13 protein-coding genes are annotated in these 13538 nt (G+C 73.1%); 6 read left to right on the top strand and 7 right to left on the bottom strand.

Annotated features, from left to right (window positions below):
* The first annotated feature begins 2 nt into the window (after positions 1-2).
* Complete coding sequence (locus KBX37_RS23820) at positions 3-2186, top strand: MMPL family transporter (RefSeq protein ID WP_210778135.1); 2184 nt, start codon at positions 3-5, stop codon at positions 2184-2186.
* 23 nt (positions 2187-2209) lie between these two features.
* Here the strand turns inward: KBX37_RS23820 and KBX37_RS23815 are convergent, their stop codons facing one another.
* Positions 2210-3466 (bottom strand): erythromycin esterase family protein, encoded by a 1257-nt coding sequence (locus KBX37_RS23815; protein ID WP_210778134.1) that lies wholly within the window; start codon positions 3464-3466, stop codon positions 2210-2212.
* 142 nt (positions 3467-3608) lie between these two features.
* Here KBX37_RS23815 and KBX37_RS23810 point away from each other — a divergent pair, with 142 nt between their 5' ends.
* Entirely contained in the window at positions 3609-3800 is a 192-nt protein-coding gene (locus KBX37_RS23810) for a DUF2795 domain-containing protein (RefSeq protein WP_210778133.1), read from the top strand.
* Between the two features lie 11 nt (positions 3801-3811).
* Here the strand turns inward: KBX37_RS23810 and erm are convergent, their stop codons facing one another.
* From erm to KBX37_RS23800, 3 genes are all read right to left on the bottom strand, one after another.
* On the bottom strand, positions 3812-4645 hold the full coding sequence (gene erm / locus KBX37_RS23805; protein ID WP_210778132.1) for an ErmE/ErmH/ErmO/ErmR family 23S rRNA (adenine(2058)-N(6))-methyltransferase: 834 nt from the start codon (positions 4643-4645) through the stop codon (positions 3812-3814).
* Positions 4646-4875: 230 nt separating this feature from the next.
* Positions 4876-4998 (bottom strand): hypothetical protein, encoded by a 123-nt coding sequence (locus KBX37_RS35275; RefSeq protein ID WP_256440354.1) that lies wholly within the window; start codon positions 4996-4998, stop codon positions 4876-4878.
* Between the two features lie 635 nt (positions 4999-5633).
* Complete coding sequence (locus KBX37_RS23800) at positions 5634-6533, bottom strand: Gfo/Idh/MocA family protein (protein ID WP_210778150.1); 900 nt, start codon at positions 6531-6533, stop codon at positions 5634-5636.
* A gap of 169 nt (positions 6534-6702) precedes the next feature.
* On the opposite strand from KBX37_RS23800, the gene KBX37_RS23795 reads away from it, so the two are divergent.
* Both KBX37_RS23795 and KBX37_RS23790 read left to right on the top strand, forming a co-directional pair.
* Positions 6703-7098: a hypothetical protein gene (locus KBX37_RS23795; RefSeq protein ID WP_210778131.1), complete on the top strand. Its 396-nt coding sequence runs from the start codon at positions 6703-6705 to the stop codon at positions 7096-7098.
* Positions 7091-7507: a hypothetical protein gene (locus KBX37_RS23790; RefSeq protein ID WP_210778130.1), complete on the top strand. Its 417-nt coding sequence runs from the start codon at positions 7091-7093 to the stop codon at positions 7505-7507. Before KBX37_RS23795 ends, KBX37_RS23790 begins: the two co-directional genes overlap by 8 nt.
* Positions 7508-7649: 142 nt before the next feature.
* Here KBX37_RS23790 and fabG read toward each other — a convergent pair whose 3' ends face one another.
* Together fabG and KBX37_RS23780 are read right to left on the bottom strand one after the other, a co-directional pair.
* Entirely contained in the window at positions 7650-8408 is a 759-nt protein-coding gene (fabG, locus tag KBX37_RS23785; protein WP_210778129.1) for a 3-oxoacyl-ACP reductase FabG, read from the bottom strand.
* Between the two features lie 160 nt (positions 8409-8568).
* Positions 8569-10221: an alpha-amylase family protein gene (locus KBX37_RS23780; RefSeq protein ID WP_210778128.1), complete on the bottom strand. Its 1653-nt coding sequence runs from the start codon at positions 10219-10221 to the stop codon at positions 8569-8571.
* A gap of 94 nt (positions 10222-10315) precedes the next feature.
* Between KBX37_RS23780 and KBX37_RS23775 the strand changes: the two genes are divergently transcribed.
* Both KBX37_RS23775 and KBX37_RS23770 read left to right on the top strand, forming a co-directional pair.
* Positions 10316-10924: a DUF1349 domain-containing protein gene (locus KBX37_RS23775; protein ID WP_210778127.1), complete on the top strand. Its 609-nt coding sequence runs from the start codon at positions 10316-10318 to the stop codon at positions 10922-10924.
* A gap of 113 nt (positions 10925-11037) precedes the next feature.
* A complete protein-coding gene (locus KBX37_RS23770; RefSeq protein WP_210778126.1) occupies positions 11038-11709 on the top strand; it encodes a DedA family protein in 672 nt (223 codons plus the stop codon).
* Between the two features lie 15 nt (positions 11710-11724).
* On the opposite strand, the gene KBX37_RS23765 is transcribed toward KBX37_RS23770, so the two are convergent.
* Positions 11725-13263: a cellulose binding domain-containing protein gene (locus KBX37_RS23765; RefSeq protein ID WP_307849179.1), complete on the bottom strand. Its 1539-nt coding sequence runs from the start codon at positions 13261-13263 to the stop codon at positions 11725-11727.
* Between the last annotated feature and the right edge of the window lie 275 nt (positions 13264-13538).

The raw sequence follows: 13538 nt of genomic DNA, 5'->3' as shown, positions 1-13538 counted from the left end.
TGATGGCGACCCTGCTGTACCGGCTCGGCCGGGCCTCATTGCGCCACCGGCGACTCGTCGTCGCCGTCTGGCTCGTCGTACTCGTCGGCCTCGGCCTCGCCGCGGCGACCCTGCGCGGCCCGACGGCGAGCAACTTCACCATGCCCGGGACCGAGTCGCAGCAGGCGCTGGACCTGCTGGCCGAGCGGTTCCCGGCGGCCAGCGGCGCCACCGGGACCATCGCCGTCAAGGCGCCGGCGGACGGCCGGCTCGGCACGCCCGAGGGGCAGGCGGTGGTCAAGGGCGTCGTGCAGGAGGCCGCGACCCTGCCCGGCGTGGTCGGCGCCGTCGACCCGTTCCAGGTCCAGGCGATCTCCCCCAACGGCCGGTACGCCCTGGTGCAGGTGCAGTTCGCGACGGGCGCCGACGAGGTCACCGACGACCAGCGCGAGGCGTACGAGAAGGTCGGCGCGCAGGCCGAGGCGCAGGGCTGGCAGGTCGCGCCCGGCGGCGAGGTGCTCAACTCCGAGCCCGAGGTCGGCTCCACCGAGGCGCTGGGCGTGCTGGTCGCCGCGATCGTTCTGATCATCACGTTCGGCTCGCTGGTCGCCGCCGGGATGACCATGCTCAACGCCCTGATCGGCGTCGCCGTCGGCATGGCCGGCCTGTACGCGCTCAGCGGCGTGGTCGAGCTGACCAGCACCGCACCCATCCTGGCCCTGATGCTCGGCCTGGCCGTCGGCATCGACTACTCGCTCTTCATCACCTCCCGGCACCGGCAGAACCTGCTCGACGGGCTGGAGCCGGACGAGGCGGTCGGCCGGGCGGTGGGCACCGCCGGCTCCGCCGTCGTCTTCGCCGGCGCCACCGTGGTCATCGCGCTGGCCGGCCTGGCCGTGGTCAACATCCCCTTCCTCACCGTGATGGGTCTGGCCGCCGCCGGCACCGTCACCGTGGCGGTGCTCGTCGCGATCACCCTCCAGCCGGCGCTGCTCGGCTTCGCCGGCCGCAAGGTGCTCCCCCGCAAGTTGCGCCGGGCCAAGGCCGCGCCGGCCGCCGGCGACACCCCGCCCGCCGAGGACCGCTCCGGCTTCGGCTTCCGCTGGGCGCACTGGGTCACCAAGCTGCGGATCCCGGTCATCCTGGTCGGCCTGCTCGGCCTCGGGCTGCTCGCGCTGCCGGCGCAGGACATGCGGCTGGCCCTGCCGGACGCGGCCACCGCGCCCGAGGGCAGCGCGGCCCGGGTCAGCAGCGACGTCATCCGCGAGGGCTTCGGGCCCGGCTTCACCGGCCGGCTCGCCGTGGTGGTCACCTCGGACTCCCCGCAGGACACCGCGGCCGCCGTACCGCAGGTCACCGCGCTGATCCAGCGCACCGAGGGCGTGCTGGCCGTGGCCCCGCCGCAGGTCGACCCCTCCGGCCGGACGGCGCTGCTCGGCGTCATCCCCAAGACCGGGCCGACCGACGCGGCCACCGAGACGCTGGTCCACGACATCCGGGACGGCGTCGGCTCGATCGGCAACGCCCAGGTGCTGCTCACCGGCGTCACCGCGATCGGCATCGACGTCTCCGAGAAGCTCTCCGACGCGCTGCCGGTCTACCTGCTGCTCGTCGTCGGGCTGTCGATCCTGCTGCTGATGCTGGTGTTCCGCTCGATCCTGGTGCCGGTCAAGGCGGCGCTGGGCTTCCTGCTCACCGTGGCCGCCACCTTCGGTATCACCGTCGCGGTGTTCCAGCAGGGGCACCTGGCCGACCTGGTCGGGCTGGACACCCCGGGCCCGCTGATCAGCTTCCTGCCGATCCTGCTGATCGGCATCCTGTTCGGACTCGCGATGGACTACGAGGTCTTCCTGGTCTCCCGGATGCGGGAGGACTTCGTGCACGGCGACACCCCGCGCCAGGCCACCATCAACGGGATGGGCCATGGCGCCCGGGTGGTCACCGCCGCCGCGCTGATCATGATCTCGGTCTTCGGCGGCTTCGTCTTCCTCGACGACCCGGTAATCAAGTCGATGGGCTTCGCGCTCGCGATCGGCGTCGCCATCGACGCCTTCGTGGTCCGGATGACCATCGTGCCGGCGGTGATGTCGCTGCTCGACCGGACGGCCTGGTGGCTGCCCCGCTGGCTGAACCGGGCACTGCCCAACGTGGACATCGAGGGTGAGGGGCTGCGCGCCCACCTCGACCGGGAGCCGGTCGACGCCTGACGGACGGGGCCTGCCCGGCCGGCCTACACGCCGGCCGGGTAGGTCTCCATCTCACCCATCGCGCTCAGCGCCGGCAACGGATGCAGCGCGGTGGTCTCGTCGCACCAGATGAACCCGTCGTACCGCTCGGCCAGCCGGGTCGGCACGTAGTTGCCCCAGGACTCGAAGGTCGGGTCGTAGACCACCCCGATCGCCCGGTGGTCGACGGTGCCGGTGATCCACTCCGGCTCGTCTGCACCGCCGAAGACCAGCACCGCGCGCTCCGGCATCAGCTCGTGCAGCCGCCGCTCCACCGAACCCTCCCGGGCCGGCGGCACCACCATCGCCTCGGCCGGCGAACCCCAGCGCGGCGCGGCGACGACCGTCCCCCGGTAGCTGCCGAAGCCGACCAGGACGACCCCGTCGCGGCCCAGCCGTTCCCGGCCCAACTGGCCGATGTTCACCATCCCGTCGGCGGCCATGTCGGTGGCCCGGGCGTCTCCCACGTGCGTGTTGTGCGCCCAGACGATCCCCCGCGCCTGCGGGCCGTAGTGCTCCAGCAGGCGGTCCAAGGTGTCCGTCATGTGGATGTCCCGCACGTTCCACGACTCCGGGCCGCCGCGCACCATCGCCCGGTAGTAGCGCTCCGCGCCGGCCACCACCTCCGCGTTCTGCCAGGCCGCGAAGGCGTCCGGGCCGTCCGAGGCGGCGTGTGCCCGGGTACGCGCCAGCAGGCGTACCACCTCCTCCTCGCAGCGGGCGGAGACGAACCGGCTGGCCGCGCCGTACTCCTCGACCTGCTTGCCGTACGGCTCGAAGCAGCGGTAAGCCTCCTGCGCCGCCTCCAGCGACTGCGGGTCCTCCTCGCCGAGGTAGTCGAAGATGGCCTGCATGGACTCCCACAGGCTGTAGACGTCCAACCCGTGGAAGCCGGCCCGCTCCCCCGCCGGGCGTTCCATGTTCCAGGCCCGCAACCAGCGGCAGAACCGGTTCACCTCGGCGTTCGCCCACATCCAGGTGGGCCAGCGTTCGAAGCATTCCAGCGCGAGCCGCGGGTCGGCGGCGCCGCCGGGCGCGCCGGTCACCGACCGGTTCACCCGGTCGCAGTCCGGCCAGTCGCCCTCCACCGCCACGAAGGAGAAGCCGTGCTCGGCGATGAGCCGGCGGGTGAGCTGCTCGCGCAGCCGGTAGTAGTCGTAGTTGCCGTGCGTCGCCTCGCCGATCATCACCACCCGGGCGTCCCCGACACGCGCCAGCAACGGATCGAAGTCGCTCGGCGCGCCGAGCCGCTGAACCAGCATGTCCGCGGCTACCCGGCGGGTCGGCGACCAAACCGCCGACGGTGGCCGCGGACGTCGATGACCGTTGACCGGTCCCACCCCTGGAACCGGTCACTTCCGCCGATTGCGGTGTGCCGGCGCGCAGGACGGGTAGCCGGGCGGCATGACCGTCACCGGGGCGCAGTTGCAGGACTACCTGGCCGGGCTCGACTACCCGGTCTCCCGCGAGGACCTGGTCCGCTGGGGTCAGGAGAACGGGGCCAGCACCGAGCTGTTGCAGATGTTGCGGGCGTTGCCCGTCGAACAGTTCAACGACCCCGCCGAGCTGCACGAGGCGCTGGCCACGCTCGCCTGAGCCTGCCTGGCTCAGGGCAGGTGAGCCCGTGGGTGCCGATCGCGCGGGTCGCGGGCGTGCAGCAGACGGAACAGGACCAGCCACTGCTCCGGCCAGACCAGCCCGACCGGCGTGGCCGGGTCGAGCCGGGCCGCCCGTAGCGCGCCGTCCACCCGGCCGCGCGGGTGCGCCGTGCGCAGCGAGGCGGCGAGCGAGCCGCCGGCGCCGCCGAACCCGAGCTCGACCATCCGCCGGTACGCCGGCAGCGCCGCCGGGGGCAGCAGCGGCTCGGGGCGGCGCTCGACCCGCAGGATTCCGCCGTCGACGCCGGGCACCGGCCGGAACGCGGCACGGGGCACCCGCCCGGCCAGCCGCCAGTGGTGTTCCGGCCAGGTGAGCACGGTCAGCCTGCTCCACCGGCCGTGGTCGCCGGTGCGCTTGCGGGCGTACTCCAGCTGGGTGAGCAGCGTCGCGGCCCGCAACCCGGGCGCGGCCAGGCACCAGCGGACCACCGCGGCCGTCAGCGACCAGGGGATGTTGCCGACCACGGAGAACGGCTCGTCCGGCGGCGGCGCGGCGAGGAAGTCCTCCTGCCGGTGGCTGACCTTGGGCAGTTGGGCGGCGAGGGCGGCCAGGTCGCCGGCGGCGGCCGGATCCACCTCGTACGCGACCAGCCGCGCGCACCGGGCGGCGAGCGGACGGGTCAGCTGACCCCGGCCCGCGCCGACCTCCAGCAGCAGGTCGTCGGGGCCCGGGCGGGCGGCCCGGACCAGCCGCGCGACGGCGGCCGGATCGGTCAGGAAGTTCTGGGACAGTACGCGACGGGACCGGTCGCGTGCGGTGGTGCGGGATCGGCGGGGCGCCACGGGGATCGTCCTGTCTGTCGCCGGTCGGCGACGGGTACGGACAGGCAGCGCGCACGGCGGGCCTGTCCGAGCGGATCGGGACTCGGACGACCCTGGAGATTCGGCGTGGGACGCGGAGGTGCGCCCGCCGACCGCGAGGTGTCAGCGGTCAGCGGCGTGGCGGCGCCGGGTGCGACGCGACCGCACCGACCCCGGTCGGTGGACCGGTCGGCGACGGTGCGGAGGTCAGGTCAGGCGCGGCGGTAGGCGTCCCGGCCGGCCAGGGCCGGGCGCCGGACTCGCGGGCGGGCAATCAGGAGAAGGCCCCGCCCGGCCGGCGCGGCGGCCACGTCGATCAGGGCATGCGTGAACATGTCGGCCAGGCTAGCGGCGGGCCAGCCGACCCGCGAGGGGTTTCCGGAACCGCCCCGGGTCGTCGCCATCCGCCGGTCACCTGGCTGTTCGACTCTGCGAGTCGCCACCGAGGTTGCCGGCCGGCGGGCTGTCGGGGCTCGCCCGGCCACGGACTCCGGGCTCCGGGCGCCCGGCTACGGGCGCCGGGCTACGGGCCAGCGGCCACGGGCCACCGGGCTGCGGGCCACGGGCCACCGGGCTGCGGGCCACCGGGCCACGGGCCACCGGGCTGCGGGCCACCGGGCCACGGGCCACCGGGCCGCGGGCCACCGGCCACCGGGCCACGGGCCACCGGGCCGCGGGCCACCGGCCACCGGGCCGCGGGCCACCGGGCCGCGGGCCACCGGCCACCGGGCCGCGGGCCACCGGCCACCGGCCACCGGCCACCGGGCCGCGGGCCGCGGCCACCGGCCACCGGCCACCGGCCACGGAGGGTAGCGTCCGCCCCCCACTCCCCACAGCGAGCGATATGCCTCTGAGGCATAAATATGCCTCAGAGGCATATCGCTCAAGACTCATATGCCCTGGGATCGGCGACACGCCCGGCCGGCACCCACCGGCCGGGGTCAGCGACCGGCCGGACGCGGGAAGGGGCTCAGATTTCGACCGTGCGGCCCTCGGCGCGGGCGACCTCGGCGGCGGACAGGATCTCCACCACCTCCCGACCGAAGCGCACGTCGCAGCGATGGTCCCGGGTGCCGGCGTCGATCTCCTCGAGGAGCTGGTCGATCGCCGTGCCGAAGGCGGTGATGGCGTCGCCGTCGCCCGGCGGCACCGTCTCGGTACCGTTCTCGCCGAAGAAGACGAAGTCGCGGGTCGTCGCCTCCCGAGGCGCGTCCAGGGTGAGCGAGATCGCGCTGGTGGCGCCGCCGACGTGGGTGAGCAGCAGGTGGACCAGGCCGCTCGGGCCGTTCATCGCGGCCACCCGGGTGACCCGGCCGAGCACCGGCAGGATGATCGACAGCGCGTGCGGACCGATGTCCCAGAGTGCGCCGTGCTCAATCCGCCACTGGGAGTCGCCGTACGGGCTGCCGGGCTGGTAGATCGAGGCGAACATGGTCGCCCGCGCGTGCTGCCAGCCGCCGGCGGCGGCGGTCGAGGCGAGGAAGCCGGTGACGTTCGGGTGGTAACGCTGGGTGAAGAAGACCACCGAGGCCACCCCGGACTGCTGCGCGGCGGCGACCACCCGGTCGGCGTCGGCGAGGGTGAGCGCCAGCGGCTTGTCCAGCAGCAGATGCCGGCCCGCGATGGCGGCGCGTACGGCGAGGTCCGCCTGGATGCCGGGCGGAAGCGCCACGGCGACCGCGTCGCACTCGTCCAGCAGCGCGTCGACGTCGCCGAACGCCGGTACGCCGTGCCGGTCGGCCAGCTCGGCGGCCCGCTCCGGGTTGCGTCCCCAGACCCCGACCAGTTCGGCGCGCGGGTGCGCGTCGATCGCGGCGGCGTGCGTCTCCGCCGCCCAGTGACCGGTGCCAAACAAGCCGAACCGCAGCACGAGTACCCCCGGTGTCGTCGTCCGCCACGGCGGTGCCGTGGCGTGATCCAACCTAGTCGTCCCCGACCGGGCACGTCCGGCCGACCTGGCCGAGTGACCGGGGCGAGGGCGATTACTACGACGGTTAGTAGGCTGTGCCGGTGACCGAGACTGGGACGGTGTGCCCGCGATGACCAGCGCAGCCTCAGCCGGCTCGCCGGTGGACGGGATCCTCGCGACGGCAACGATCGTGCTGTCGCTCGTACTCGCGCTCTGGAGCCTGGTGGCGACGCTGCGCCACCGCGCGCCGGACCGGCTCCAGTTCGTCGGCCTGGCGGTCCTGGAGGTGGCGCTGCTCGCGCTGGCGGTGGCGGCGCTGGTCGCGCTGGGCGGCGGCGAGCGGCCGGGCGAGCCCGGCGCCTTCTTCGGCTACCTGGTGACGCTGGTCTGCCTGCCGCCGCTGGCCTGGGTGCTGGCCAGGATGGAACCGACCCGCTGGGGCTCGGCGATCGTCTGCGCGATCTGCCTGGTCACCCCGGTGGTCGTGGTCCGGCTCCAGCAGACCTGGGAGGTCCTCGGTGGTTGAGACCCGCACCTCCACGCCGGCCACGAACAAGGGTCCGGGCCGGCTGCTGATCGCGGTCTACCTGCTCTTCGCGATCGCCGCGACCTCGCGGGCCGGGCTCCAGATCGCCACGAAGTTCGACGAGGCGCCGGTGGCCTACCTGCTCTCCGCGTTGGCCGCGGTGATCTACATCGTCGCCGCCGTCGGGCTGGCCCGCGCCGGCCACGCCGGCCGCCGGGTCGCGCTCGCCTGCTGCTCGGTGGAGCTGGCCGGGGTCGTCGGGGTGGGCCTGCTGAGCCTGGTCGACAAGGAACTCTTCCCGGACGAGACGGTCTGGTCCGGATTCGGCAGCGGCTACGGCTACATCCCGCTCGTCCTGCCCATCCTCGGCCTCCTCTGGCTCTACCGCACCCGCCACACCCCCACCTGACCCCACCTGACCCCACCTGACCCGGCCCGCCCCCGCGCGAACCCGGCCTGCGGCCGCACCTTCCGAGAAAGAGTGGCCTCGGAAGCTGAAATGGCCACCCTTTCTCGGAAAGAGCGGCCATTTGGTGGTGCGGGGGTGGGGGTCAGTCCTTGGGGCCGCCGGCTACGTAGATGACCTGGCCGGAGACGAAGGACGCGCCCTCACTGGCGAGGAACGAGATGGTGTGGGCGATGTCCTCCGGGCGGCCGCAGCGGCGGACCGGGATCTCCGCGGCGGCGTGCTGCTGCAACGCCTCGAAGTCGACCTTCATCCGGGCGGCGGTCGCGGCGGTCATGTCGGTGACGATGAAGCCCGGCGCGACCGCGTTGACCGTCACGCCGAACGGGCCCAGCTCGATGGCGAGCGTCTTGGTGAAGCCCTGGAGGCCGGCCTTCGCCGCCGAGTAGTTCGCCTGGCCCCGGTTGCCCAGCGCCGAGGTGCTGGAGAGGTTGACGATCCGGCCCCACCTCCGGTCGACCATGTGCTTCTGAGCGGCCTGGCTGAACAGGAACGCGCCGCGCAGGTGCACGCCCAGCACCGTGTCCCAGTCGGCGTCGGTCATCTTGAACAGCAGGTTGTCGCGGAGCACGCCGGCGTTGTTGACCAGCACGGTCGGCCCGCCCAGCTCGGCGGCGATCCGCTCGACGGCCGCCTCGACCTGGGCCCGGTCGGACACGTCGGCGCTGACCCCGAGCGCCCGGCCGCCGTCGGCGGCGATCGCGTCCACGGTCTCCTTCGTCGCCGACTCGTCGATGTCGACCACGGCGACGGCCATGCCGTCGGCGGCCAGCCGGCGGGCGGTGGCCGCGCCGATGCCGCGCGCGGCTCCGGTCACGATGGCGACGCGGGGCTCCTCCGACATGATTACCTCCCGGTAACTTGTGGGTCGATCGAAGGAGCTTAACCCAGGGATACGCCCACCCGGACCGGCCCGCGGCGGCGGTCCGCGCCCCCGGACGCGAGCCGGCTCTGGAGAGCACATCGGACACCGCCGGGCCCGGCCGGGAGATCGGGAGGGAGGGTCAGATCGCCTCGCTCCGGCAGAGCCGGATCCAGCGGTAGCCGTAGCCGGCCAGCTTGAGGTTGTCCAGCTTGCCCACCTCGCCGTACCCGCGGTCGGAGAGGACGTCATTCGGCAGGTCCGCCTCGGGCGCGAGCATGCTCAGGTCGACCTCGACGTCCTCGGTGCCCAGGTTGTGCAGGAAGACCATCGTCCCGGTCGGACCGTCGGCGCGGTGCGCCAGCACCCCGGCCGGCATCGGCACGTCGATGTGCGTCGTCGCGCCCGAGCCGATCTCGGGGGCCTCGCGCAGCGTACGGATCATCCGCTCGAACCAGGCCAGCAGCGACTTCGGGTCACGGCGCTGGGCGGTCACGTTGACCTTCTCGTAGCTGAACCCACCCTTGTCGATCACCGGCCGGACCAGCTTCTCCGGGTCCGCGGTGGAGAACCCGGCGTTCGGCTTGAACGACCACTGCATCGGGGTGCGGATGGCCTCCCGGCCGGGCAGCGACAGGTCCTCGCCCATCCCGATCTCCTCGCCGTAGCGCAGCACCGGCGTGCCGCGCAGCGAGAACTGCAGGGCGTACGCCAGCTCGATGCGGCGGCGGTCGTTGCCGAGCATCGGGGCCAGCCGGCGCCGGATGCCCCGGTCGTAGATCCGCATGTCCTCGTCCGGGCCGAACTCGGCGTACACCTGGTTGCGCTGCTCGGCGGTGAGCCGGGAGAGGTCGATCTCGTCGTGGTTGCGCAGGAAGGTGGCCCACTGGCCGCCGGCGGGCAGCGCCGGGGTGTCCCGCAGCGCCTCGATCACCGGCTCCGGGTCCTGCCGGGCCAGGGCCAGCATGAGCCGGCCGTTGAGCATGAAGTCGAAGAGCATGTGGATCCGGTTGCCGGAGCCGCCGCTGTCGCCGAAGAACGTCGGCAGCTGGTCCGGCTCGACGTTCGCCTCGGCCAGCAGGACCGCGTCGGCGCGGCGCCACTGCACGTGCTGGCGCATCTCGGTGAGGAACTCGAAGTCCTTGGGCGAGTTGGGGTTGCCCGGCTCGGTCAGCTCGATGATGAACGGCACCGCGTCCATCCGGAAACCGGAGACGCCGAGCTGGAGCCAGAACGACATCACCTTCTTGATCTCCGCGCGGACCTCCGGGTTGGCGAAGTTGAGGTCCGGCTGGAACGTGTAGAACCGGTGGTAGTACCACGCCTTCGCGGTGCGGTCGTAGCTCCAGGTCTCGTTCTGCTCGCCGGGGAAGACCATGCCCTGGTGCCGGTCGTCCGGCTCCGTGTCGGACCAGACGTACCAGTTCCGGTACGGCGAGTCGGGCGAGGAGCGGGCGGACTGGAACCAGGGGTGCTCGTCGGAGGTGTGGTTGACCACCAGGTCGATGATCACCCGGATGCCCCGGTTCTGCGCCTGGTGCAGCAGCTCCGCGAAGTCGCCGAGGGTGCCGAAGCGGGGGTCCACGTTGTAGAAGTCGGTGGCGTCATAGCCGTCGTCCTTATTGGGCGACGGGTGGATCGGGTGCAGCCACAGGCAGGTCACCCCGAGCCGGGCCAGGTAGTTCAGCCGGCCGATCAGCCCTCGGATGTCACCGACCCCGTCGCCGTCGGAGTCCGCGTACGTGTCGATGTCGAGGCAGTAGACGACGGCCTCGGAGTACCACCTGTCACCCATGCCGACCTTATGTCTCCGATCGGCCGTCCCGGCAAACGCGAGGCCGTCGCCGCCGTCCTCGGATCGGCGCCGTCCCGACGGGTACGGTGCCGGCATGGGCGCGGACGAGACGCTGCGGGACGTCGACTGGACCGCCGGTCGCTGGCTGCGCGAGCCGGTACGGGTCGAGCGGACCGACGCGGGTGACCTGCTGGTGGAGCCGGGCGCGGAGAGTGACTTCTGGCGGCACACCAGCTACGGGTTCGTGCACGACGACGGGCCTGCCCTGCTCGCCCCGCTGCCCGGCGGCAGCGCCGTCGAGGTGAGCTTCCGGCTGGACTACGGCGAGCAGTTCGACCAGGCCGGGGTGCTGGTCCGGGTGGACGAGCGGAACTGGGTCAAGGCCGGGGTGGAGGTCAGCGACGGCGAGCCGCAGCTCGGCGCGGTGGTCACCCGGGAGGTCTCCGACTGGTCGGTGGCGCCGGTGCCGGACTGGGCCGGGCGCGAGGTCACCGTCCGGGTCAGCCGGGACGGTGACGCGCTCACCGTCCGGGCCCGGGTGGACGACGAGCCGTGGCGGCTCGTCCGGCTCGCCCCGCTCGGCCCGGAGTCAGCGGCGTCCGCCGGTCCGTTCTGCTGCTCGCCGACCCGGTCCGGGCTGACCGTCCGGTTCACCGGCTGGCGCCAGGGCCCGGCCGACCGGGAACTGCACCCCTCGACCTGACCGCACCGGCGTCGACCGCCAGAGGGTGGTCGGTGGGGCGGGTCACCGACAGGTGTGGGGGTCGGATGCGCGGGTACCACTGTCCGATCCCGGCAGCTCTCGGAAGGACGCCCATGGCTCTCGCCCAGAACGTCGACCCGAACCAGTTCACCGGGCTGACGGGCTGGGTGGCGAGCGTGATCGACTCGCTGGGCGCGGTCGGGGTCGCGCTGCTGGTGGCTCTGGAGAGCATCATCCCGCCGATCCCCAGCGAGGTCGTGCTGGCGATGGCCGGCTACCTGGCCGGTGCCGGCCGTTTCCACCTGGTGGTGATCGTGCTCGCCGCGACGGCGGGCTCGCTGCTGGGCGCGCTGGTGCTCTACTGGCTCGGCGTGGCGCTCGGCGAGGAACGGCTCAAGCGCTGGCTGGACCACATCCCGCTGGTGGACTCCGACGACCTGGAGAAGGCCGACCGCTGGTTCGACCGGTACGGCCGGTGGGCGGTGCTGATCGGCCGGGTGGTGCCGGTGGTCCGCAGCCTGGTGTCGGTCCCGGCCGGGGCGAACCGGATGCCGCTGGGTGAGTTCGTCCTGTTGACCACGCTGGGCAGCGGGGTGTGGAACACCCTGATCGTGGGGCTGGGCTACGCGCTCGGGTCGCGCTGGGAGGACGTCGGCCGGTACAGCAGCTGGTTCAACTACGCGATCTTCGCCGTCTTCGCCGTCATGATCGCGAGCTGGGTGGTGAAGAAGGTCCGCAAGCGGCGGGCGCGGCGCGACCGGCAGTCGGTGACCGCCGGTCGCTGACCGCGGCGCCGTCGCTCAGTACTTCGCGGTGATCGAGGTGAACTCCCAGGTGTTCTGGGCGATGCCGGAGCAGTTGGAGACCACTCCCCCGCCCGGGCAGGGGCGGTCCCGGTTGACCGACCAGAAGGTGAAGCGGGACAGGCTGCGGGCCTTGGCCCAGTCCCGGATCTGCGTCCAGGTGGCCGGGGAGGTCAGCTCCTGCTGGTCGGAGAGGCCGTTCATGCCGGAGATGCCCATGTGCGCGTACGCGGTGGCGTCCGACCAGCCGAAGGCCGTCTTCAGCGCGTTCTTCAGGCCCTCCGCCGCGTTGACCGTGTTCTGGTACATGTTCGCGCCGCCGCCGAAGTCGAACGGCATGATGGTGAAGGTGTCGATGTTCGCGCCGAGCGCGGCGGCCTGGTTGATCAGCCGGGTGCCCCAGTAGTTCGGCCCGGTGGTCGAGGTGCCGAACGTGACGATCGTCTTGATCCCCGGGTTGTTCTGCTTGACGATCTTCAGCGCGCCGAGGATCCGGTCCTGCACCACCGCGTTCTCGAACTCGTCGCTGTTCTCGATGTCGATGTCGATCGCCTTCAGCCCGAACGCGTTGATCACCTGCTGGTACGCCCCGGCGAGCGCGGCGGCCGAGGAGCAGTTCGGGCCGAGCTTGTTGCCGCTCCACCCGCCGATGGACGGGATCACGTCACCGCCGGCGGCCCGGATCGCGGCGATGGTGCTGGCGTGCGCGCCGCCCGTGAGCGGCCCACTGCCGTCCCAGGCCGGGGTGCAGCCGCCGCCGGAGAGGACGAACGCGATGGTGAACCACTTGACCCCGGTCGCCCCCATCACCGTCGCCGGCGCGGGCGGGTCGCCCCAGCCCGGGTAGAGGTAGGGCGCGGCGGCCATCGGAGCGGTGCCGCCGGTGCAGCCGGTGGTGGTGGCGGAGACCGGCGCGGACTTCGCCGACTCACCGGAGGAGTTGTACGCGGCCACCGTGTAACTGTGCGCGGAACAGGCGGCCAGCCCGCTGAGGGTGGTCGAGGTGCCGGTGAGGGTGGCCCGGACGGTCGAGCCCTCGTACACCCGGTAGCCGGTGACCGTGCCGCCGACGGCGTTCCACGTCAGCGCGATCGAGGAGGCGGTGGTGCCGGTGACCCGCAGGCCGCCGGGGGTGGCCGGGGCGGACGGGTTGCCGCCGCCTCCGGTGCAGGAGCCGCCGTTGACCGTGCAGTTGGTCGGATCGCCGTTACCGCTGACCACGAAACCGAACGAGGTGCTGGCACCCGGGGCGAGGGTGCCGTTCCAGGACTGGTTCACCGCGGTCACGTGCTGGCCGGAGGTGGTCAGCCGGGCGTCCCAGAAGGTGCCGAGCGAGCTGCCGGCGGGCAGGTCGAACTGGACGTTCCAGGAGCTGATGCTGGCCGAGCTGTCGTTGGTGACGGTGAACTTCGCCTCGTACCCGCTGCCCCAGCTGGAGGTGCGGACGAAGGCGGCGGTGGCGGCGGACGCGGCGGGTGGGGCCACGACGGTGGCCGCGACCAGGGCGGCGGCGAGCGCGACGGCGAATGTCGCCACGCGTGGGGGGCGGAGTTTCACGGTGACCTCCAGGAACCTGTGGTGGGGACCGCCCGGGGGTGGGCGGGGTCGCCGGCCCGCAGGAGGCGGGTCGGTGGTGCGGGAGGACCGGCCCGGCCGCTGCGGTGGGCCGGCGGTGCGGACGGACCGGCCGGGGGGTGGGCCGGGTGCGGACTTGCCGGCCGGGGATGGGCCGACGGTGCGGACGGACCGGCCGGGGGTGGTCCGGGTGGTGCGGCGTGGGCCGCCCCCCGGACCGCCGGGCCGCCACCACC

The sequence above is a fragment of the Micromonospora sp. U56 genome (genome assembly GCF_018070095.1).
In the GTDB taxonomy this organism is placed as follows: domain Bacteria; phylum Actinomycetota; class Actinomycetes; order Mycobacteriales; family Micromonosporaceae; genus Micromonospora; species Micromonospora purpureochromogenes.
The sequence above is the reverse complement of the archived record's forward strand: the minus strand, read 5'-3'. Positions and strand labels throughout refer to the sequence as shown.